16 protein-coding genes are annotated in these 22,082 nt (G+C 57.6%); 5 read left to right on the top strand and 11 right to left on the bottom strand.

The annotated features are described in order from the left end of the window. The first annotated feature begins 297 nt into the window (after positions 1-297). Positions 298-1,737 carry an MFS transporter gene (locus tag JO226_RS13875; protein ID WP_293593104.1) on the top strand — a complete coding sequence of 480 codons (1,440 nt, stop codon included), beginning with the start codon at positions 298-300 and terminating at the stop codon, positions 1,735-1,737. Continuing rightward, positions 1,727-2,824 (top strand): glycoside hydrolase family 88 protein, encoded by a 1,098-nt coding sequence (locus tag JO226_RS13870; RefSeq protein WP_293593076.1) that lies wholly within the window; start codon positions 1,727-1,729, stop codon positions 2,822-2,824. The genes JO226_RS13875 and JO226_RS13870 overlap by 11 nt, the downstream gene beginning before the upstream one ends. Positions 2,825-2,827: 3 nt before the next feature. Here JO226_RS13870 and JO226_RS13865 read toward each other — a convergent pair whose 3' ends face one another. After that, entirely contained in the window at positions 2,828-4,492 is a 1,665-nt protein-coding gene (locus tag JO226_RS13865) for a hypothetical protein (RefSeq protein WP_293593074.1), read from the bottom strand. 179 nt (positions 4,493-4,671) lie between these two features. On the opposite strand from JO226_RS13865, the gene ppk1 reads away from it, so the two are divergent. Both ppk1 and ppx read left to right on the top strand, forming a co-directional pair. Further along, positions 4,672-6,732 (top strand): polyphosphate kinase 1, encoded by a 2,061-nt coding sequence (ppk1, locus tag JO226_RS13860; RefSeq protein WP_293593102.1) that lies wholly within the window; start codon positions 4,672-4,674, stop codon positions 6,730-6,732. 3 nt (positions 6,733-6,735) lie between these two features. After that, complete coding sequence (ppx, locus tag JO226_RS13855) at positions 6,736-8,280, top strand: exopolyphosphatase (RefSeq protein WP_293593072.1); 1,545 nt, start codon at positions 6,736-6,738, stop codon at positions 8,278-8,280. Here ppx and JO226_RS13850 read toward each other — a convergent pair. Further along, positions 8,257-10,512 carry a sensor domain-containing phosphodiesterase gene (locus tag JO226_RS13850; protein ID WP_293593070.1) on the bottom strand — a complete coding sequence of 752 codons (2,256 nt, stop codon included), beginning with the start codon at positions 10,510-10,512 and terminating at the stop codon, positions 8,257-8,259. The two genes, ppx and JO226_RS13850, sit on opposite strands and share 24 nt — an antisense overlap. A gap of 349 nt (positions 10,513-10,861) precedes the next feature. Between JO226_RS13850 and JO226_RS13845 the strand changes: the two genes are divergently transcribed. After that, complete coding sequence (locus JO226_RS13845) at positions 10,862-11,053, top strand: YfgG family protein (protein WP_293593068.1); 192 nt, start codon at positions 10,862-10,864, stop codon at positions 11,051-11,053. A gap of 6 nt (positions 11,054-11,059) precedes the next feature. Here the strand turns inward: JO226_RS13845 and JO226_RS13840 are convergent, their stop codons facing one another. The 9 genes from JO226_RS13840 to iolG all read right to left on the bottom strand — a co-directional run bounded on the left by JO226_RS13840 (position 11,060) and on the right by iolG (position 22,052). Next, on the bottom strand, positions 11,060-12,520 hold the full coding sequence (locus tag JO226_RS13840) for a TrkH family potassium uptake protein (RefSeq protein ID WP_293593066.1): 1,461 nt from the start codon (positions 12,518-12,520) through the stop codon (positions 11,060-11,062). A gap of 143 nt (positions 12,521-12,663) precedes the next feature. Next, on the bottom strand, positions 12,664-13,479 hold the full coding sequence (gene iolB / locus JO226_RS13835) for a 5-deoxy-glucuronate isomerase (RefSeq protein ID WP_293593064.1): 816 nt from the start codon (positions 13,477-13,479) through the stop codon (positions 12,664-12,666). A 9-nt stretch (positions 13,480-13,488) separates the two neighbouring features. Then, a complete protein-coding gene (gene iolE / locus JO226_RS13830; RefSeq protein ID WP_293593062.1) occupies positions 13,489-14,379 on the bottom strand; it encodes a myo-inosose-2 dehydratase in 891 nt (296 codons plus the stop codon). A 14-nt stretch (positions 14,380-14,393) separates the two neighbouring features. Next, complete coding sequence (gene iolC, locus JO226_RS13825) at positions 14,394-16,298, bottom strand: 5-dehydro-2-deoxygluconokinase (RefSeq protein WP_293593060.1); 1,905 nt, start codon at positions 16,296-16,298, stop codon at positions 14,394-14,396. Positions 16,299-16,310: 12 nt separating this feature from the next. Then, positions 16,311-17,444 carry a Gfo/Idh/MocA family oxidoreductase gene (locus tag JO226_RS13820; RefSeq protein WP_293593100.1) on the bottom strand — a complete coding sequence of 378 codons (1,134 nt, stop codon included), beginning with the start codon at positions 17,442-17,444 and terminating at the stop codon, positions 16,311-16,313. Positions 17,445-17,455: 11 nt separating this feature from the next. After that, positions 17,456-18,484: an ABC transporter permease gene (locus JO226_RS13815; RefSeq protein ID WP_293593058.1), complete on the bottom strand. Its 1,029-nt coding sequence runs from the start codon at positions 18,482-18,484 to the stop codon at positions 17,456-17,458. Positions 18,485-18,495: 11 nt separating this feature from the next. Further along, the gene (locus JO226_RS13810) at positions 18,496-20,043 is read right to left on the bottom strand and encodes a sugar ABC transporter ATP-binding protein (protein WP_293593056.1); all 1,548 of its coding nucleotides are present in this window, start codon (positions 20,041-20,043) and stop codon (positions 18,496-18,498) included. A gap of 54 nt (positions 20,044-20,097) precedes the next feature. Continuing rightward, complete coding sequence (locus tag JO226_RS13805; protein ID WP_293593054.1) at positions 20,098-21,027, bottom strand: sugar ABC transporter substrate-binding protein; 930 nt, start codon at positions 21,025-21,027, stop codon at positions 20,098-20,100. A 38-nt stretch (positions 21,028-21,065) separates the two neighbouring features. Then, complete coding sequence (gene iolG, locus JO226_RS13800; RefSeq protein WP_293593052.1) at positions 21,066-22,052, bottom strand: inositol 2-dehydrogenase; 987 nt, start codon at positions 22,050-22,052, stop codon at positions 21,066-21,068. Positions 22,053-22,082 lie beyond the last annotated feature (30 nt).

Raw genomic sequence — 22,082 nt, 5'->3', positions numbered from 1 at the left:
GAAACCGTGATATGGCGCACAGACTCCCGTTTCGCCCCGGAGTAAATACCGATACCCATCACACTTCGCCTTTTCCTCCCGGGAAAAAACGTGATCGATTTCACGGCATCAGAGCGGTGAGAAACGCTTTTCCGGCCATGCTCGCAGTTCTGTATAAAACCGCATCCGCCACGATTTCCCGAATTTCCCGGCACTTTTATTGTGCGATCTCCTCTTTCCTGTAAAACGCTATCGCAAATGACAAAAACAAGAACGTCACAACGAGAAGTAAAAACCCGCAATATCCTGTGCTGGGGGATGGGCGATATTTTTGGCAGCGGCGCCATGACCATTACGGGGTTGTGGCTGCTCTATTTCTATATCGAAGTTGCCGGGCTATCCCCTGCCGCCGCCGCATCTATTTTCGCCATTGCCAAAATCTGGGACGGCATCACCGACCCGGTGATGGGCTACATTACCGATAATATTCGCACCCGCTGGGGACGCCGCCGGATCTTCTTTATTCTGGGTGCCCCGCTGTCGCTGTGTTTTGCGCTGATGTGGGTAAGCGGCTTCGGCTATTTCTGGTATCTCGGCACCTATTTGCTGTTCAGCACCGTCTTTACCCTGCTGATGGTGCCCTATGATACGCTGCCGGCAGAGATGACCTCGCGCTATGATCTGCGCTCGAAAATGTCGGGCACCAGAATGCTGTTTGCCCAAGCGACCGCCTTTCTCTCCGCGCTAATCCCTGGGCAAATCATGGCCCATGTCCCGGATAAATCGCAGGCGTTTTTATACATCGGTATCGTGTTCGCCATTCTGTTCGCTCTGCCGTGGCTCTTTGTCTGGCGAGGCACCTGGGAGCGCGAAAACTTACCGCCCCCCAGGACACAACAGGGGTTAGGAAAAACCCTGCTGTCGCTGTACCGGGAAATGGCCTCCACCTTCCGCCTGCGTACTTTCCGTATTCACATCATGATGTATGTCGGCGGTGCGGTGGCGTTAGACATTTTCGGCTCGCTGTTTATGCACTACATGACCTACGTGCTACAGGTCGGCGCGTCCGTCGCGTCGCAGGCGATGAGTCTGATGACGCTGTTCCAGTTCTTCGCCATTCCGCTTTTTACCTGGCTGTGTATCCGGATGGGCAATGGCAATGCGTACAAGGTCGCCATCGCTCTGATCATTTGCGCGCTGCTGTGGTTCAGCCAGCTGTCGGCCTCCTGGGACCATGTGACAGGATTCTTGCTTGGCGGCGCTATCGTCATGGGGATTGCTCGTGGTGGTACTTATCTGATCCCGTGGAATGTGTATAACTTTCTCCCGGATGTAGATGAAGCGTATACCGGCGTTCGACGTGAAGGTATCTACGCGGGCGTCATGATGCTGACGCGTAAATTTTCCCAGGCGCTGGCCTTGTTTATCGTGGGCTTTGCGTTGGAAGCCTTTGGTTTCACCAAAGGCGTCGCGACACAAAGCGCCAGCGCGCTGAACGGGATCTGGTGGGTGTTCCTGGTCGGCCCGGGCATTCTGACCCTGCTTGCCCTGTATGGCGCTTTTCGTTTTCGCCTGAGCCAGTCCAGGCACCAGGTTCTGGTTACCGAACTGGAGAGACTGCGCGGCGGCGGCAAGCCGGAAGACGCTGCGCCGCAAGTGCGCGAGGTCGTCGAACTGCTCACCGGGCATCCGCACCGCAACCGCCACTGGCAGCCTTCTACTGTAACGACAATGAACGGGAGTTATCATGTCGCATAACGTCAATCGTCGTGAGACTCTCCTCCTTATCGAAAAACTCATCGATAGCATGATTGCCATTGAGGATAATCAGGGGCAATTTCTCCAGCGCCTGCCTGACGGGCGGGTGATTGATACCAAAGGCTGGGCCGGATGGGAGTGGACCCATGGCATCGGTCTATTTGGCCTGTTTCGCTATCAGGAAGTGACCGGCTCCGTACAGGCGCGCCAGATTATTGACGACTGGTTCGCCACACGCTTTGCCGAGGGTACGCCGGAGAAAAATATCAATACCGCTTGCCCCTTTTTGACGCTGAGCTGGCGTTACCAGAAAGAGCCGCGCAGCGACTGGCGCGCCTATCTCGAAACCTGGGGCGACGCCCTGTATCGCCAGATGCCGCGCACTGATGAAGGGTGCATGCAGCATGTGACGTATGAGAACCCCCATCGACAGCAAATCTGGGACGACACTTTAATGATGGCGGTCTTACCGCTGGCGAAGCTCGGGCTTTTATTCGACAGGCCCCGCTGGGTAGAGGAAGCTAAGTTTCAGTTTTTGCAGCATCTTCATTATCTCACGGACCGAAAAAGCGGCCTGTGGTTTCACGGCTGGAACTTTGAGGGTCGGCACCACTTCGCTGGCGCCTTGTGGGCCCGCGGCAATAGCTGGATAACCCTGGCGATCCCGGAATTGCTGGAGATGCTCAATCTTGATGAGCATGACGCGTTCCGCCGTCAGCTCTGCGGTATTCTTGAAAATCAGGCTGCGGCGCTCGCCCGCAGCCAGTGCGAAAACGGCCTGTGGCCAACGCTGCTCGACGATCCTCAAAGCTACCCCGAGGCCTCCGCGACGGCAGGGTTTGCCGCCGGGCTCCTGAAAGCGATTCGCCTCGGCTATCTCAACGCGAGCTATCTTCCCGCCGCACAGCGCGCACTGGCGGGCGTCATACAGCATATTTCGCCGCAAGGTGAACTCACGCAGGTATCGTTTGGCACCTCAATGGGACACACGCTCGACCATTACCGCACTATTCCCCTGACCCCCATGCCTTATGGGCAAGCGATGGCGATACTCTGCCTGGTCGAAGGGCTGTATCTTAGCTTATAGCCTTTACCGCCTGAGCGATGAGAGTTCATCGCTCAGGCTATCGGCGAAGCTGCGTACCCGCCCCGAGTCAAACATGACATGAAATCCCGGTGACGCCTCAGGCATCTGCTGGCACAGCGTTTCCATCTCAAACGCGCAGCGATACAGCGACTGCACGTTAGTATGACAAATCTCACGCATGCTCCAGCTGTTATCCACTTCACGGGCAAAATGGAGCGTAAAGAACGCTTTTTGCGCATGCACGAACAGTTGGCAGTAAAGCGCAAACCCCTGCCACTCTTCCTGCCAGCGCTGATACAGCGCCGAAGGAAAAGCCGCCTCATCGGCAAACGCTAACGCCTGCGCCCGCAGCGTCAACGCGCTGCTCGCCGCCTCATCCGTTTGTCGGGCGATGCAGGTCAGATTTTCCATTGACTGCGTCGGATCGTCCCGGGAAAAACGGATCCCTTGCGCAGACCCCGGAAGCCAGTGGTTGCGATCCAGTTGGCTGTATAAACTCCACACCGCCTGCCCATAGCTTTCGGGAAGCTGGCTGTGACGATGAAAAACGTGCTCCCGCACATAGATAGCCTGATAAAGCGTCTGCGTTGCCTGCTCAAGGAGTTGCTGGAAACGACGCGCGACCGGGGTTTGCGGACACCAGCCGTAGCATTCAGCCAGCCAGAGATCCAACAGCTGTTCCTGTGTTTTTCCGGCCCCGCCCCGCAGCAGCTGGCCGCAGGCAAAAAGGTTGCTTTCACTGAGGGTTCCCTGAACCCAGTGGTTATCCACGCTCTCCCAGCTGGTTTTACACACCGCGCCTTTTATCCGGGGATTGCGACTCTGGCACCACAGCAATCGTCCCTGTAGCTCGTCAATTCGCAGAAAGGGTAAAACACCCCATCCCACCTCTTCTCCGGCAAGATCAATATCAACCCATACGTCACGTTCGGTCACTTGCAGCAACGCAGGGTTATTGGGGAAAGCGGGCCAGAAGCGTTCTGGGGTCATTTTTATCGATACCGAGACAGAAGAAGGGAGGGATTCCATCGCCTCCAGCACCGTCCCAAGATCGTCATTGCTTGCCGGGAAAACGCGCAACACCAGGTGCTTATTTTGTTCCACCATCGTCTGCGAAAGCGCGGTGAAGCAGCACCGATATAATGTGAGACTCTGCGCGGGATCGCGCGCCTTATCGTTCGCGTGCCCGGTGTCCCAGCGGGGGCGCGTGATCGGCAATACGCCATCGGTACTGGAAAGGGCGATAATGAGTCCCGTTAGCGCAGGAACGCTCTGACATACGCAGCGCGCTTTGTCCGCCAGCCATTGGCTCCAGAAATCAGCATCAAAGCGTACCCCCTGCTTTTCCAGCAGGTGGGGGTGGGACAGCAGCAGCTCAGTGGGAAAATTCAACTCCTTCGCCTGTAAATAAAAATGCAACCCCTTCTCGCGGCAGTACAGCGCCAGTCGGTTAAGATAAATGCACCGGGCCCGTTGCTGGCCTGAAATTCTGTCGTTGTAGTGAAACGGCGTGTAGCCCGGCGGCGATACCAGCTTGCCAAATAAATCGGCCTGCCCGACCACTACGGTATTGAAACCATGCTGTGAAGCATACTCCACGAGTTGACAGGCTGACGCCCAGCTCCAGAATTCCTGATTATTCAGCTCAAGCGCCCGTATTTCCCACATTCTCTGACTCCGTTAGCCTTTTCGCAGGAAAACATAGCGTAAGCGGGAAAAGGCGTCTGCTTTCACCCTCACAACTTATTCACTGAAAACTGTCATACTTCTTTGACATAGTTGGACATTCAATGGCAAAGCTCGCCATAATGAAAACGCTGTACCAATCAACTGGAGTATGGATGTTCATGGGTCAGGATAAGCTTTATATCGAAAAAGAACTCAGCTGGTTGTCCTTTAACGAGCGCGTTCTCCAGGAAGCGGCGGATAAAAGCAACCCGTTGATAGAGCGCATGCGATTTTTGGGGATCTACTCCAACAACCTTGATGAATTCTATAAGGTACGATTTGCAGAACTGAAGCGGCGTATCATCATCAGCGAAGAACAGGGCATCACCGCGCATTCCCGTCACCTGTTAGGCAAAATTCAGGCCCGGGTGCTGAAAGCCGACCAGGAGTTTGACGGCCTGTACAACGAGCTGCTGCTGGAAATGGCGCGCAACCAAATCTTCCTGATCAACGAGCGACAGCTGTCGGCCAACCAGCAGAGCTGGTTGCGTCACTACTTTAAGCAGTACCTGCGCCAGCATATCACCCCTATTCTTATCAACCGTGAAACCGATCTGGTGCAGTTCCTGAAAGATGACTACACCTATCTGGCGGTTGAAATTATCCGCGGCGACGAGATCAACTACGCGCTGCTGGAGATCCCGTCCGACAAGGTTCCGCGTTTCGTGAACCTGCCGCCGGAAACGCCACGTCGCCGCAAACCGATGATCTTACTGGATAACATCCTGCGCTATTGCCTGGATGATATCTTCAAAGGCTTCTTTGACTACGACGCGCTCAACGCCTACTCGATGAAAATGACCCGTGACGCCGAATATGACCTGGTGCACGAGATGGAGTCGAGCCTGATGGAGCTGATGTCGTCGAGCCTGAAACAGCGCCTGACCGCCGAGCCGGTGCGCTTCGTCTATCAGCGCGATATGCCGGACGCCATGGTCGAAATGTTGCGTAAAAAGCTGGCTATTTCACGCTACGACTCCATCGTTCCGGGCGGACGCTATCACAACTTCAAAGACTTTATCGGCTTCCCGAATGTCGGCAAGGCCAACCTGGTCAACAAGCCGCTGCCCCGACTGCGTCACGTCTGGTTCGATAAGTTCCGTAACGGCTTCGACGCCATTCGCGAGCGCGATGTGCTGCTCTACTTCCCGTACCACACTTTTGAGCACGTACTGGAGTTGCTGCGCCAGGCCTCATTTGACCCAAGCGTACTGGCGATCAAAATCAACATCTACCGCGTGGCGAAAGACTCGCGCATTATCGACGCGATGATTCATGCTGCGCATAACGGCAAGAAAGTCACCGTGGTGGTGGAGCTGCAGGCCCGCTTTGATGAAGAAGCCAACATCCACTGGGCCAAGCGCCTGACGGCCGCTGGCGTCCACGTTATTTTCTCGGCGCCAGGGCTGAAAATTCACGCCAAGCTGTTCCTTATCTCCCGTAAAGAGGGCGATGAGGTCGTGCGCTATGCCCACATCGGTACCGGGAACTTCAACGAGAAAACGGCGCGGATTTACACCGACTACTCGCTGCTGACCGCCGATGCGCGTATCACCAACGAGGTGCGCCGGGTGTTTAACTTTATCGAAAACCCTTATCGCCCGGTGAGTTTCGATTACCTGATGGTGTCGCCGCAAAACTCCCGTCGCCTGCTGTATGAGATGATCGACAATGAGATAGTCAACGCGCAAAACGGACTGCCGTCCGGTATTACGCTGAAGCTCAACAACCTGGTTGATAAAGGGCTGGTAGACAGGCTGTATGCCGCCTCCAGTTCCGGCGTTCCGGTCAACCTGCTGATCCGCGGCATGTGCTCGCTGATCCCGCAACTGGAAGGTATCAGCGAAAATATTAACGTGATTAGCATCGTTGACCGCTACCTTGAGCACGACAGGATCTATATTTTTGAGAGCGGCGGCGAAAAAACAGTCTGGCTGTCGTCGGCGGACTGGATGACGCGCAACATCGATTATCGTATCGAAGTGGCGACGCCGCTGCTGGACCCGCGCCTGAAGCAGCGTATTCTGGACATTATCGATATCCTGTTCAGCGATACAGTGAAAGCGCGCTACGTCGACAAAGAACTGAGTAATCGTTATGTGCCCCGCGGCAATCGCCGCAAGGTGCGGGCGCAACTGGCGATTTACGACTACATCAAATCACTTGAGCAACCCGACTAATCTATGCCCATAAAAAATAAAACACCGCGACCGCAGGAAATCGCTGCGATAGATCTGGGATCGAACAGCTTTCATATGGTGATTGCACGCGTCGTTGATGGCGCGATGCAGATAATTGGTCGCCTGAAACAGCGCGTGCATCTGGCGGATGGCCTGAACGAAAACAACATGCTCAGCGAAGAGGCGATGGAGCGCGGGCTAAGCTGCCTGTCGCTGTTTGCCGAACGTCTGCAGGGGTTTTCGGCCTCCAGCGTGTGTATCGTCGGTACCCACACCCTACGCCAGGCGCTGAATGCGCAGGAGTTCCTCAAGCGGGCGGAGAAGATTATTCCCTACCCCATCGAGATTATCTCCGGCAACGAAGAAGCGCGCCTGATTTTTATGGGCGTCGAGCATACACAGCCGGAAAAAGGCCGCAAGCTGGTTATTGATATCGGCGGCGGCTCAACGGAGCTTGTGATTGGCGAGGATTTTGAGCCGCAACTGGTCGAAAGCCGCCGCATGGGCTGCGTCAGCTTTGCCCAGCTCTTTTTCGCCGGGCGCGTTATCAGCAAAGAGAACTTCCAGCGCGCCCGCCTGGCCGCTGTGCAGAAGCTGGAAACCCTCGCCTGGCAGTACCGCATTCAGGGCTGGAACGTCGCGTTAGGCGCCTCCGGCACCATTAAGGCCGTCCACGAAGTGCTGATCGAACTGGGCGAAAAAGACGGCATCATTACCCCGGAACGGCTGGATCGCGTGGTCGAAGAGGTACTGAAGTTCAAGTCGTTCGACGCCCTCAGTCTGCCGGGCCTGTCCGAAGACCGCCAGGCGGTGTTTGTTCCCGGGCTTTCGATCCTCTGCGGCGTATTTGACGCGCTGTCGATTAAAGAACTGCGGTTGTCGGACGGCGCGCTGCGCGAAGGCGTGCTGTATGAAATGGAAGGCCGTTTCCGCCACGACGATATTCGCAGCCGGACGGCGCAAAGTCTGGCCAGCCAGTACAATATCGATCGCGAACAGGCGCGGCGGGTGCTGGAAACCACCACGCAGATGTACGAGCAGTGGGTCGAGCAGAACCCGAAACTGGCGAATCCGCAACTGGCGGCTCTGCTGAAATGGGCGGCGATGCTGCATGAAGTGGGACTTAACATCAACCACAGCGGTATGCACCGCCATTCGGCGTACATCCTGCAAAACAGCGACCTGCCGGGCTTTAATCAGGAACAGCAGATGCTGATGGCGACGCTCGTACGCTACCATCGTAAAGCCATTAAGCTCGATGAACTGCCCCGCTTCACCCTGTTTAAGAAAAAGCAGTTCCTGCCGATGATTCAGCTGCTGCGTCTGGGCGTGCTGCTCAACAACCAACGCCAGGCGACCACCACGCCGCCGAAGCTGACGCTGAAGATGGAAGCCCACCACTGGACGCTCATCTTCCCGCACGACTGGTTCAGCCAGAACGCGCTGGTGCTGCTGGATCTCGAAAAAGAACAGCTGTACTGGCAAGGCGTCACCGGCTGGCTGCTGAAAATCACCGAAGAAGCGTCACCAGATATCGCCGCTGCCTGATTTCATCGGCGCATCCACGGCAACCAGCGTCTCCAGCGGCGCTGGTTTGCCAATGCCATACCCCTGCAGATAATCGATGCCCAGCGCAATGGCGGCTGTGCGCATCTCTTCGGTTTCGACATACTCCGCCACCACCTGCATCTTCTTCATCCGCGCCAGATGGCAAATCGAGGTCACTATCTGGTGATCGAGGCTGCTGCTCGCCAGGTTACGAATAAAGCTGCCGTCAATCTTCAGAATATCGGCATTGACCTCTTTGAGCCGCGCATAGCTGGCGTAGCCGGTGCCAAAATCGTCAATGGCGATACGACACCCGAGCTGATGCAGCTGTTCCAGCGTCAGGTAAGCCTGCGCCGGGTGGTTCAACGACTGACTTTCGGTTATCTCAAAAATCAGTTGCCAGGCTTCGACGTGATAGGTTTCTAATAGTGTTTCGACGCTGCGCGGAAAATGGGTGTTGCACACCGATGACGGCGACAGGTTGATTGACAAGCGCAGCCCCGGCAGGACGTCACGGTGCGCGTTCATAAAGCGCAGCGTATGTTCGACGACCCACATATCAATGCGCGACGAAAGGCCGAACTCGTGCGCCACAGGCAGGAACTCCGCCGGACCGATAAGCTCCCCCTGTTCGCCGACCATACGCAGAAGGATCTCGTAATAGTCATCGCCGCGAATACCCACAATGGGCTGCGCCATCAGGCGAAAACGGTCCTCTTCAAGCGCCAGTTGCAGGCGGTTCATCATCGCGATTTTGTCTTTAAGCCGCTGCTGCAGACGCATGGCGCTACTGCGCTGCAGGCTTTCCGGGTGGCTGGTCGTCAGGGACAGATCCGCAATGGTGCTCAGTTCCCCCAGCAGCAACGGCAGATGCTGCACCGGCGAGCGTACATAGCAGTAGCTGATACCGACGTTCGGCTGCAGCGGCATACCATCCCAGATGAAGCGAAACTTTTTCACCAGAATATCCAGCGCCTCAACACGCTTCTGATGCGCCTCGGTATTCAACCGGATGACGAGGTCGTGCCCGGACAGCTGATAAACGCACTCGCCTGGTTGCAGGAAATCGTCCAGCCATTGGGCCAGCGTCTGCTTGTACTGAATGCGCAGCATCATGCCGTAGTGACGGCCCAGCACCTCCAGCTCGGGAATACGCAGGAAGCAGAGCACCGACCACGGCGAGGTCGCCAGCACCCGGCTGAGCGCACGCAGGTTCGGCATATGAACAACCGGGTCGATAAACGCCATTCGCTTTACCCGCTGGTGGGTTAAGCGCTGCTGGGTTGCCAGCATGGAGGTATAAACCACGATAAAAGAGAACACCAGATAACTCGACGAGGTAATCGCCATCTGATTACTGTTACCGCCAAAATCAGGGATATAACGATAATAATAATGAATACTTATTATCAATATCGACGTCCAGAGTACCGACATAAATCGATAACCAAATCGCATCGAACCCCATAACATTACGGGAAGAAGTAAAGATAATGTGTAGTTTGTGCTAAATATTGTGCTTGAGTCAGTCATTGGCATTAATAGCAATGACAGGACGAACAGCAATACTATTACCCAGATAATAATTTCCACTGCGGAAACTTTTTTGTCTATTTGCAAACGTAACTGGGAAATAAACCCGCGGAGGTGGAGCGGGTTACGAATAATGCGAATAATAAAGTAGCACAGCGGCACGCCGGTCAGGCACCCCACCAGCAGCGACTGATAGTTGATCAGGCTGTTCAGCGTAAGGGGGGCAATTCCCGCCATTGACGCCGTCGGCGGCAGCATGTCGAAAAAAACCGCAAACTGCAGTAAAATCTGGAATACCGACGCCGGGAAAAACATTTGCCAGAACAAGCGTTGCGCCATCAGCCGCGAGTTACCGTGAGAGACATGGTGTCGCCGCGGCACAAAAACCCGGTAGCCGCCCCAACTGAGAATAATGGGGATAAGAAAATGCAGCGTCACCCCGAGCGAATCGGTGAAATTCATCCCCCGGGTAATGACGCACCAGACCCCGAGCACAATACCGGGCAGCGCCTCCCAGCCGAAAAAAAGCATCATGCTGAGCAGTAACGCCAGGGGCATATAATAGAGCGCGACGACCCCATTATCGAGACGAACAAAGGTATTTGTATCGCGGGCAAGCGGTAACAGCAACAGGGGCAATACCAGCGGTAATCCCCACCATTTATCACGGTTATTTTTATACCATTCAGTAAAACGCATAGATGCTCTACAGATACCCCAATTCCTGATGGGTATATTCAGACAGGCATCCAACCTGCGTTAATCGCCGCGAAAATTACGATAGCGCGGAATAGATAAGGAATTTTAATTATCAACCGGGCATAGCATTTGACTTAAATCAACAAAAGCGCCCCCTTGATTGATTAATCCTGCTTTTTTGGTTTTTCGTCTCATGAAAAGAATGGCGATTCGAAGATAATTATTCTTTATATAACATTACGTCATCTTTTTTCTGACGGAATTTTACATCACCGACAATTGACCCCGCCGCAAGGCTGTGCCTTAATGTGCGTACCGCCCAGTCATGGGTATCATTTAAGGACCCTTTGTGAACCAGGCAACCAGTATGCGAAAACGACACCGATTTAACAGTCGCATGACCCGGATCATTTTGCTCATCAGCTTTCTCTTCTTCTTTGGACGTTTTGTCTATTCCTCTGTCGGCGCCTGGTACCACCATCAGGATAAAAAAGCCGCCCAGGAGTCAAGCCAGGTCTCCGACACGTCCGCCCAGCGCTGACCACGACTAGCTGCGCCAGAAGGTTCTGGATAACAGAATAAGCACCGGAAAGATCTCCAGACGCCCCAACAGCATGGCCGCACACATCAGGTATTTCGACGTATCGTTTAATGTCGCGAACCCGGCTGCCGTTTCGCCAAACCCCAGCCCCATGTTGTTGATACACGCCGCCACCGTCGCAAACGACGTCAGCAGGTCGTATCCCTGCAAATTAAGCAGCCATACAAACGCGCAGGTCGTCAGGATGTAGAGGAAGAAGAAGCTCCAGACCGAGCGCAGTACGCGGTCGTTGATGATGGCTTTGCCGACGCGAATACTCATAATGGCGCGCGGATGGGCCAGTTGGTGAATCTCGTGGCGGCTTTGCTTAAACAGGATCAGAAAACGCAGCGCCTTAATCCCCCCGCAGGTTGACCCCACGCAGCCGCCAAAAAAGCTCGCGGACAGCAGCAATACGATAATATCCCGCGGCCAGGAGGCATAATCCGCCGTGGCCAGTCCGTTGTCCGTCATCATCGAGCTGGTCAGAAAGAAGGCGTGAACAAACGACTGCGGCAGGTCGTACATTCCCGCCCGCCAGACCCCCACGGTCACCACCGCCACCACGAGAGCCACCATCATGAGAAAAAAGCGCAGCTCCGCATTGCGGCGAAACGGCTTCAGGCTGCGACGGGTGATAGCGACAAAATAGAGCGTAAAGTTGACCGCCGACAGTAGTGAAAACGCCCCGGCCACCAGCTCAATCGCGTCGCTTTGATAAAAGCCGATACTCTCAGTGCGCGTGGAGAATCCCCCTAACGAAACGGTCGACAACCCGTGACACAAGGCATCGAAAAATGTCATGCCGGCAACCCAGTAAGCTATCGTACAGGCGCCACCAAGCAGCATATAGGTTACCCACAAGCTCTTCGCCGTATCCGCGAGCCGCGGCGTCAGGCGCTCCTCTTTAAACGGCCCTGGCATTTCAGACTGATACAGCTTCATTCCCCCGATACCCAGCAGCGGCAGCACCGCTACCGCCAGCACGATAACGCCTAACCCGCCAACAAAATTCAACTGGGCGCGGTAGTAAAGTATCGATTTGGGCAACGGCGTCACGCTGTGAAACACAGAGGCGCCGGTAGTGGTAATGCCGGAGACACCCTCAAACATCGCGTCCGCCAGCGACAGGGACAGCCCGTCATCCATCCACAGCGGCATGGCGCTGATAATGGAAAAAAGCAGCCAGAACAGGACGATAATCAGAAACCCGTCGCGGGTCTCAAGGTTGACCTTTTCCTGACGGGTCGCCGCCCAGCACAGCATCCCAGTGCTAAAGGCAATCACGAAGGTGGAGAAAAACGCAAACAGGCTGCGCTCTTTTTCAATCAGCGCCAGCAGCATCGGCGGAATCATCGTCAGGCTGTACAGCACCACGAGAAACGCGCACAAATGAAGAACAATTTTAAAGCGGGTTGAGATGTACATCGATGCAGCCGGGAGATAAGTTAAAAACCTGGTAAAACAAAGGATAACACCGGAACCGCAGGATGCTGAATATTTAAGAGGTCTGAGCAGATCTTATCGCCCTTCACCGGCAGGTAAAGGGCGAACATTATAAACGCGACAGCTCACTGCCGCGGGTAGTCTTTGTTAATCCACGCGTGGTCATCTTCCCAGGTGAACATCCACCGCCGTACCGGCCCGGCCATAACGTTGAGGTAATAGCTGTCATAGCCCGCCATCGTCGCGACCGGATGATACCCTTTCGGTACCATCACCACGTCGCGGTTGTACACCGCCATACACTCGTCGAGCGCCCGGTCGTCGGTATACACCCGCTGCATGCAAAACCCCTGCTCCGGGTTGAGGCGATGATAGTACGTCTCCTCAAGGTAAGTTTCCTGCGGCGGGTTGTCGGTATCGTGCTTATGGCTTGGATACGAACTGGTGCAGCCTTCATTCGTCCACACCTCCACCACCAGCAGGCTGTCGGCCGGTTTATCCTCCGGCAGAATGTTGTGCACATAGCGCTGGTTATTTCCCTTACCCCGAGCCTCGGCATCGATATCCTGCGGCGCGATAAGCCGGGTCGGCCAGTTGCCTTTACCTGGCGCGGCGCACACCGCCAGCTCAAGCCGGGTCAACGCCTGCACCTGCACGGTTTCACCTGGCGTGACGTATACCGCCCACGGTTTTTTCCGCTCGAACGGGCTCATCCGATCGCCGATATCGGCGAACCGCGCGGTCGGCGTGCTGATGGAGGCACGTCCGGCCACCAGCACCAGACAGCGCTCTTCGCTGACCGCAGGCAGCGTCAGTTGCTGCCCCTCGTTGAGCTCAAACGCCTCAAAGCCGACATACCCCCAGCCCGCCCGCTCCGGCGTGACGGACTGCGTGCGGCCCTGCACATCCGGCGGCTGCCAGCGCGATAATAAACGCGACATATCGCCTCCTCAGATAAGCCCGGCGTTACGCGCCAGACGGTTCAGGTTGTTATAGCCCAGATGCGCGTAGGTCAGCGGATGGGCGATAGCCGGATCCTGCTCCGCTTCCACCACTAACCAGCCCTGATACTGATTCTCTTTTAGCAGTGACATGATCGGCGCATAGTTGACGCAGCCATCGCCCGGCACGGTGAACACCCCGCTCAGCACCGCGTCGAGGAAGCTGGTTTTCCGGTTTTTCACCTCCGCCAGCACGTCGGCGCGCACGTCTTTGCAGTGGACGTGATTAATGCGCGACGCCCAACGCTGGGCAACCTGCAGCGGGTTGGCGCCCGCAAAGGTCAGATGACCGGTATCCAGCAATAGTCCTACCTCTTCGCCGGTATGGTGCATCAGGTTATCTACGTCCTCAGCGGACTCAATCACCGTCCCCATATGGTGATGGTAGGCAATCTGCACGCCCTGCTGCTGGGTGTAGCGGGCGAAAGCGGTCAGCTTCTCGCCGTATTCCGCCCAGCGCGCCTGCGGAAAACGCGGACGCAGGTGCACCGGCGTCTGCTGTTCGCCGTGAATGCAGTGCGTCACCTCCGCGAACACCATCACTTTCGCGCCCAGCTCGCGCAGCAGCGTCAGGTGCGGCTGCACTGCGGCAATTTCGTCTTCCACGCTGCGCTCCAGCAGGCGACCGGAGTACCAGCCGGACACCAGTTGCAAGTCGTGGCGCTGCAGAGTCGGTCCGAGCAGGTGCGCTTCACGCGGGAATTTATTGCCCAGTTCAAAACCGGCGAATCCGGCCTCTTTACCTTCGCTCAGGCAGGTTTCCAGCGACGTTTCCGCGCCGAGAGACGGGAGATCGTCGTTGGTCCATGTCAGCGGGTTAATACCTAATTGCACAGCCATAGTCTTCTCCTGAATTATGCTTGTCCGCGCTCACGCCACCAGGCTATAAGCTGCAAGTAGTTGTCCCGAATGCGCGCCACCAGTTGCGCATCATCGATATCATGTTTCAGCCACGCGCGGGAGGCGTCGCCAAACAACGTGCGGCCCACGGCGAACCCTTTCACCAGCGCGTGATCGGCCGCCGCGTTAAACCCGGCGCGAAGCTGCTCCGCCGGGGCATCCAGGCCGAGGATGACCACGCCGCGACAGTGCGGGTCGCGCCGCTCGATAATCTCGCCAAGCGCCATCCAGCCCGCAGAAGAGAGCGGCGGCAGCTTCCACCAGTCGGGGTAAATCCCTAAGTTGTAGAAGCGGGAAACCGCCCGCAGATAGAGATCGTCGCTGCGCGACATCCCGGCCGGTAAAATCACCTCCAGCAACAGCTCATGCCCGGACTGACAGCAGGCGTGGTAGACCTCCGCCACCTTCTGCTCCTGCTCCAGACGCAGGCCGTGCGCATCCTCCGGGTGGAAGAAGACCAGGCATTTCACCACGTGCTCCTGCGGCCAACTGATAAGCTGGCTACCGATATTGCCGTGCTCCATTTCCAGCGGTCTTGAGCCCGGCAGCTCGACAGGCCGTCCTATCCACCAGCCCTCCCCGGTTATCGCATTCAGCACATCCTGGCCGAAGGTGCCATCGCACAACAGCCCGGCCTTCCCCTCAAGCCCGGCGCGCTGCGCCGCTTCGCGGCTGGCCTGCAGAATCAGCGTTTTCAGCGTCGGTATGCGCTTGAGGCTGGCACCGCACTGCATCGCCATCTCCTCAAGCTGGCTGCGGTGGTCAAACGCCATCACGCACAGCTCCGGCCACGCGCGGCGGCGGGTGGTGACCCGGTGCAGGTGGTTAAGACGCGGGTCGAGATCCGGGCGCGGCACATCGCGCTCGCGCGACAGGTAATCATCAAGCTCGATTTTACTCGGCATCGCGGGCGCGCAGCCGTGGCGCGATACCACCAGCGCGCCGCAGGCGTTAGCATAGCGGCAGGCCTGCTCCCAGCCTTCGTCGTTGAGGTAGCCGCGCAACAAGCCGGACATAAACGCATCCCCGGCGCCCAGCACGTTGAGCACCTCCACCCGCACGCCGGTAACGGTCAGGCCATCGTCAAGCCGGGACGGAATCGCATCGGTATACACCGAGCAGCCCAGCGCCCCGCGCTTGCACACCAGGGTCGCCGTGCTCACGTTCCGCACCTGCGCCAGCGCCTGTAGCGTCTCAGTGCTGCCGCCCGCGATGTGAAACTCCTCTTCAGTACCGACGATAACGTCGAACAGGTGCAGTACTTCCTGCAGCTCGCGGGTCACCTGGTCGGCGGCGATAAACCGCGTTTCGCCGTCGCCCAGCGACGTCAGTCCCCACAGCACCGGGCGGTAGTCGATATCCAGCACCGTGCGTACGCCGTGACGGCGGGCGTAACCCAGCGCCGTCAGCACCGCCTCGCGGGTTTGCGGATGCGACAGATGCGTGCCGGTAATCGCCAGGCAGCGGGATGACGCGATGTACGCTTCGTCCACGTCGTCTGCGGTAATCGCCATATCGGCGCAGTTGTCGCGGTAAAAAATCAGCGGAAAGGTGTCCCGGTCCTTAATCCCGAGCAGCACCAGCGCCGTCAGCCGTTCTTTATCGGTGATGAGATGGCTGGTATCGCAGCCTACCTGGTTGAGCTCCTCGCGCAGGAAACGCCCCATATGTTCGTCGCCGACCCGCGCCAGCATTGATGAGCGCAATCCCTGGCGCGCCGTACCGTAGGCGACGTTTCCCGACGAGCCGCCAGGGTATTTGGCAAAACTCGACACATCCTCAAGCCGCGCGCCAATCTGCTGGCTGTAGAGGTCAACCGCCACCCGGCCCATGCATATCACATCAAACTGCTTTTCCACGTTGATACCTCGTCAAACAATGTCAATCACGTTCAGCCAGCGGCCTTCGCGGTGAGAAAGGGCGATAGCGTCAAGCACCCGCGACACCTTCCAGCCCTCTTCGAAATCCGGCCACATGGGCGCATCGGCAGCGATGCCGTCCACCAGGTCGCGAACTTCCACCGTTTTTTGATCGTTAAAGCCGATGCCGTGTCCTGCCCCAAGGCAAAAAGCGGCATACTCCGGGTGTGCTGGCCCTACCAGCAGCGTGCGGAAACCCTGGCGATTTACCGGGTCCTCATGCAGATACAGCTGCAACTCCGCCATCCGCTCCTGGGTAAAACTGATGGCGCCTTTGGTGCCGGTAATGACATACGACAGCCCCATCTTGCGTCCGCAGGCGACGCGGGAGGTTTCAATGACGCCCTGCGCGCCGCTGGCGAAGCGCACCATCGCATGCGCCTGGTCCTCATTCTCCACCGCGACCCTCTGCGATGAACCGGCGTGCGCGGGGCGCTCCGGGACGACGATTTTTAAATCGCCGCAGACCTGTTCGATGTCGCCGACCAGGTAGTGCGCCATGTTGACGATGTGCGCGGCTAAGTCCCCTAGCGCGCCGAGCCCGGCGGTTTCCTTAAAGCAGTGCCAGTGAATGGGCGCGAGCGGGTCGGCCATATAGTCTTCGTTGTGGGTGCCGTAAAAGTGGATAACCTCGCCGATTTCGCCGCGAGCGATAATCTCTTTCGCCAGTTTTGCCGTCGGGTTCTTCATGTAGTTGAAACCGACCAGCGTTTTCACCCCGGCCCGCTTCGCCGCCTCGACCATTTCACGGGCATCGTGGGCGCTCAGCGCCAGCGGCTTTTCCGAGTAAACGTGTTTGCCGTGACGAATCGCCTCCAGCGCCATCTCCTTATGCAGATGGTTCGGCGAGCAGATGTCCACCACATCGACATTCGGGTCGGCGACCAGCGCGCGCCAGTCGCCGGTCGCGCGGTTAAAACCAAAGGCCTGCGCCCGCTGCGCCGCCAGCTCCGGCGTGACCTCCGCGACTATTTCGCGCACTAGTCGGCCTTGCAGGTTGAACACCGTCGGCGCCTGCGCGTAGGCAATGGCGTGCGCTCTGCCGATATAGCCGGTACCGATTAACCCAATGCGTACGTCTTTCATCATCCGTTCCCTCACAGTGCGCCGCGGCGGCTCTTGGCATAGGTGTCAAAGGCGACAGCCAGCACAATAATTAACCCGGTAATAATTTGTTGGTAGTAGGCCGACACGTTCATCAGCACCAGCCCGTTAATCAGAATGCCCATAATGATCGAACCGATGATGGTGCCGCCAATGCGGCCATAGCCGCCCATCAGCGACGTCCCGCCGATCACCACCGAGGCAATCACACGCAGCTCAAACGAGATCCCGGCGACCGCTTCCGCGCTCCCCAGACGCGCGCTGAGAATAAAGCCCGCCAGCCCGGCCAGGCAGCCAATCAGCACATACACGCTTACCAGCACGCGTTTGACGTTCACCCCCGCCAACCGCGCCGCCTCCGGGTTGCCGCCGATGGCGTACACAAAGCGCCCCCAGCGGGTTTTATGCAGCGCCAGATAACCGCCGACCGCCACCAGCGCAAAGATCCAGATTGGAATGGAGATGCCCAGCAGCTCCCCGCGCCCCCACCAGCGATAACCGGCGTCAAAGCCGGCAATCGGCGCGCCATCGTTAATCACCAGCGTCAGGCCGCGCCAGATGGTCATCCCGCCGAGAGTGACGATAAACGGCGGCAGGCGCAGGCGGGTGACGCCGAGACCATGCAGGAAACCAATCACCGTGCCCATCGCCAGACAGATACCGAGGCCAATCAGCCAGCTCAGACCGCCCCAGGCGTTGGGGTCGACGGTGGTAAAGTTATCGCCTTTGATGACCCAGGCCGCGGTCATGGCGCACACCGCCAGAATGGAGCCGACAGAGAGGTCTATCCCGGCGGTCAGAATCACGAAGGTCATCCCTACCGCCATGATCCCGTAGATGGACACCTCGGTCAGGATGTTGAAAATATTACGTTCGGACAGGAAATTGCTGTTCTGCAGCTGAAAGAAAATCAGCAGCAGGATCATAAAGATCAGTACCCCGAAGCGCTCAAAGAAGGCGATCGGATCGATACGTCCGGTGCGCTTTACCGGCGTTTGCGTTTTGGACATCATCTGCGTCATGGAAAACTCCGTTATGCCGCGTTCAGGGCGTTGTGGTTGATGGCCATCATCATCATGAGGCGCTCTTCGCTGGCGTCGTCGCCGTGAATTTCGCCAGTCACCCGGCCTTCGCTGAGGGTAATGATGCGATCGGATACCGCCATCACCTCCGGCAGGTCGGACGAAATCACGATCACCGCCACGCCCTGCTTCGCCATATCAAACAGCACCTGGTGCACTTCTGATTTGGTGCCGACATCAATACCGCGGGTAGGCTCATCCACGATCAGCACGCGCGGGTTAAGCGCCATACAGCGCGCGAGGATCACTTTTTGCTGGTTGCCGCCGGAGAGCTTGCGCACCTCCTGATCGCTGTTCACCATTTTGATCTGCAGCGCCTGGCGGTAGGACTCGATCAGGTCATCCTCTTTGCGGGTGTTCACGAAATAACGCCAGCGCAGCAGCGAAGAGAGGCTGGAGAGCGACAGGTTGTCGCGAATTGACAACCCCAGCACCGCCCCCTCTTTTTTGCGGTCTTCCGGCACCAGCGCAATGCCCTGATCGAGGGCGTGCATCGGATCGCGCGGCTGGTAGGGCACGCCATCAAGCTCTATGCTTCCGCTGCTAAAGCCATCGGCGCCGAACAGACAGCGCGCCACCTCGGTACGCCCGGCGCCCACCAGCCCGGCGATGCCCAGCACCTCGCCGGTGTGAACGTGGAAACTGATGTCATGCAGCGCAATGCCGTGCGGATCCAGCGGCGGTTTTTCGCGACACAGCCCTTTCACCGCCAGGCGTACGGGTTTGTCCTCATGGTGAGTTTCGCTCGCCGGACGGCGGTTGAACGCCACGTCGCGCCCGACCATCAGGCGAATCAGTTGCTCTACGGTGGTATCCGCCACCGCGCCGGTGCCGGTAAAACGGCCATCCTGAAAGACGGTGAATTTATCGCAGAGCTGGAAGACTTCGTGCAGGCGGTGGGTCACGTAAATGATGCTCACCCCTCGGCCTTTCAGTTCGCGCACCACCCGGTGCAGGCTGTCCACTTCGCTGTCGCTCAGCGCCGCGGATGGTTCATCCATGATGATCAGTTTGGCGTTCAGCGTCAGCGCGCGGGCGATCTCCACCATCTGCTGCTGCGCCACGCTCAGGCGCGCCACTGCGGTCGTCGGCGCGACGTTCAGTTGCAGGTAGTTGAGGATCACCTGCGCTTCCTGGTTGACCGCCTTTTCATCGACGATCAGGTTACGTTTACGCGGCTCGCGCCCGAGGAACATGTTTTCCGCGACGGTCATATTGGGCAGCAGGTTAAATTCCTGATAAATAGTAATAATGCCCTTGTTCTGCCGGTCCACCGGCGAGTCTTCCACCGACAGCGTTTCGCCGTTAAACCAGATTTCGCCGCTCGTCTGCGGCTGCGCCCCGGCCAGCGCCTTCAGCAGCGTGGATTTTCCCGCGCCGTTTTCCCCCAACAGCGCGTGAATTTCGCCTGTGCCGACGGTCAGTTGCGCGTTGCAAAGCGCCCAGACGCCGGAAAAACTTTTCGCCAGTTGGCTGACGTTGAGTAAAGGTTGCGACATCGACCTGCTCCTTCTTCATGGTGGGCCGCCGCCGTGGCGACGACCCAGGACAAATCAGTTACCGGCCTCGTTGATGCGCTCGGCCTGCTGCAGGTTTTCTTTGGTGATAAGCGTCGGCGGGTAGTCTGCGCCGGTGATCGCCTTCTTCTCACGCACATTGGCGACCAGTTGGCTCATCGCGGTCTGCACCGCAAAACCCGGACGCTGATCCGCCGTCACCGCCATCCAACCGTCGCGCACGCGCGCCAGCGCTTCCGGCACCGCGTCAAAGCCCGTCACCAGCACGTCGCCCGGCTTCAGGCCCTGGCCCTGCAACGCTTCAATCGCGCCCAGCGCCATATCGTCGTTGGCGGAGAGGATCACCTGCGGGCGCTTCGGCAGCGATGGCAGCACGCTCTCGACAATGCGCATCCCTTCAGAACGCATCCAGTTGCCGGTCTGATCGGCGACGATTTTGTACTTATCACCGCCCGCCTTCAGGCTGTCGCGAATACCTTTGGTACGCTCGATGTTGGACGACGAGCCTGGCTGCCCGGTCAGCAGAATAATGTCCGCGCCGTTGGGGAATTTGGTCTTCACAAAGTCGCCGATGGCCTGGCCGCCTTTGTAGTTATTAGCGCCAAAATGCGGCACCTTCTTCTGGCTGTCGACGGAACGGTCGAGGGTCACCACCGGCAGCTTTGCATCCTGAATCTCATCGACCGCACTGGAAACGGCATTGACGTCATTGGGCGAAACGATAAACCCCTGCGCGCCGCGGGTGATGGCGTTTTCAAGGTCAGCGACCTGCTTAGGCGAACTGCCCTGCCCGTCCAGCACCTGTAGGTTGACGCCCATCTCTTTGGCGGCTTTTACCGCCGTGCGCTGCATGTGAACTTCAAACGGCATCGCCAGGTTCGGCGTACTAAAAACAATCTGCTCGTTATCGGCGATGGCCGCCCCGGATGTCACGGCGATGAGGGCGGCTAAGATCAGCTTTTTCATTGTTATGTCTCTCTGTGTAGGGGAAGTTATTTGTCTTATTAGAGGGAGACTTCTCGCCGGCTGTGCAGCGACTCCAGCGCTTTATCTGCCAGATACAGCGCCCGTTCACCATCGTCGCCGCTGCATTCAGGAACCGCCTCGCCGCGCAGGACGGCGACAAAGTGTTCCCATTCCGCGGCGTAGGCGGATTGGTAACGTTGCAGGAAAAAGTGTTCCGGCAACGCGCTGGTGCAGCCGTTCTGACCGTAGTGCTGCACCTGGTTTTCCAGAATATTGCCCGCGCAGAGCAGCCCTTCGGAGCCGTGCAGCTCAAGGCGCTGATCGTAGCCGTAGGCGGAGCGGCGGCTGTTGACGATGGTCGCCATCGCGCCGGAGGCGTATTTGAGCACGATAAAGGCGGTATCAATATCGCCCGCAGCGCCGATGGCCGGGTCAACCAGGTTGCTGCCCTGGGCATACACCGACACCGGTTCTTCACCCATGATAAAGCGCGCCATATCAAAATCGTGGATGGTCATGTCGCGGAACATGCCGCCAGATACGCGCACATACTCCGCCGGCGGCGGCGATGGGTCGCGGGAGATAATCACCAGCGATTCCGGCGTGCCGATGCGTCCGGCCTGAGCGTCGGTTTTTACGCGGCGGAACTGCGGATCGAAACGACGGTTAAAGCCGATAAACAGCGGCACGTCATACTCTTTGACCACCTTCAGGCAATCGCGAACGCGCGCCAGGTCCAGATGAACCGGTTTCTCGCAGAAAATGGCCTTGCCGTGACGGGCGGCCAGTTCAATCAGATCGGCATGGGTGTCAGTCGCTGAGGCAATCAGCACCGCGTGAACGTTAGGGTCAGTCATCGCCTCATCGAGGCTCTGCAGGCGGGCCTGATACTGCGTGGCAAGACGCGTGGCGAATTCGTGGTTAGGGTCGACGACGGACCACAGCGTCGTCTCTTTGTGAGTGGCGATGTTAGCTGCATGTACCTGGCCGATACGGCCAGCGCCCAGTAAAGCAATGTTAAACATAACGGCTCCCGGTGTTGGTGAATGCGGTGA

The organism is Pluralibacter sp. (assembly GCF_019237635.1).
Lineage (GTDB): Bacteria > Pseudomonadota > Gammaproteobacteria > Enterobacterales > Enterobacteriaceae > Enterobacter_B.
Note: the sequence above shows the minus strand (reverse complement) of the source record. Positions and strands in the feature narration are given on the sequence as shown.

Excerpts from the sequence above, each read along its gene's own strand:
- iolG (WP_293593052.1), bottom strand. The coding sequence starts at position 22,052 with ATGTTTAACATTGCTTTACTGGGCGCTGGCCGTATCGGCCAGGTACAT.
- JO226_RS13865 (WP_293593074.1), bottom strand. The coding sequence starts at position 4,492 with ATGTGGGAAATACGGGCGCTTGAGCTGAATAATCAGGAATTCTGGAGC.
- JO226_RS13875 (WP_293593104.1), top strand. The coding sequence starts at position 298 with ATGGGCGATATTTTTGGCAGCGGCGCCATGACCATTACGGGGTTGTGG.
- JO226_RS13805 (WP_293593054.1), bottom strand. The coding sequence starts at position 21,027 with ATGAAAAAGCTGATCTTAGCCGCCCTCATCGCCGTGACATCCGGGGCG.
- JO226_RS13840 (WP_293593066.1), bottom strand. The coding sequence starts at position 12,520 with ATGTACATCTCAACCCGCTTTAAAATTGTTCTTCATTTGTGCGCGTTT.
- ppk1 (WP_293593102.1), top strand. The coding sequence starts at position 4,672 with ATGGGTCAGGATAAGCTTTATATCGAAAAAGAACTCAGCTGGTTGTCC.
- ppx (WP_293593072.1), top strand. The coding sequence starts at position 6,736 with ATGCCCATAAAAAATAAAACACCGCGACCGCAGGAAATCGCTGCGATA.
- JO226_RS13820 (WP_293593100.1), bottom strand. The coding sequence starts at position 17,444 with ATGAAAGACGTACGCATTGGGTTAATCGGTACCGGCTATATCGGCAGA.
- JO226_RS13810 (WP_293593056.1), bottom strand. The coding sequence starts at position 20,043 with ATGTCGCAACCTTTACTCAACGTCAGCCAACTGGCGAAAAGTTTTTCC.
- JO226_RS13815 (WP_293593058.1), bottom strand. The coding sequence starts at position 18,484 with ATGACGCAGATGATGTCCAAAACGCAAACGCCGGTAAAGCGCACCGGA.
- iolB (WP_293593064.1), bottom strand. The coding sequence starts at position 13,479 with ATGTCGCGTTTATTATCGCGCTGGCAGCCGCCGGATGTGCAGGGCCGC.
- JO226_RS13850 (WP_293593070.1), bottom strand. The coding sequence starts at position 10,512 with ATGCGTTTTACTGAATGGTATAAAAATAACCGTGATAAATGGTGGGGA.
- iolE (WP_293593062.1), bottom strand. The coding sequence starts at position 14,379 with ATGGCTGTGCAATTAGGTATTAACCCGCTGACATGGACCAACGACGAT.
- JO226_RS13870 (WP_293593076.1), top strand. The coding sequence starts at position 1,727 with ATGTCGCATAACGTCAATCGTCGTGAGACTCTCCTCCTTATCGAAAAA.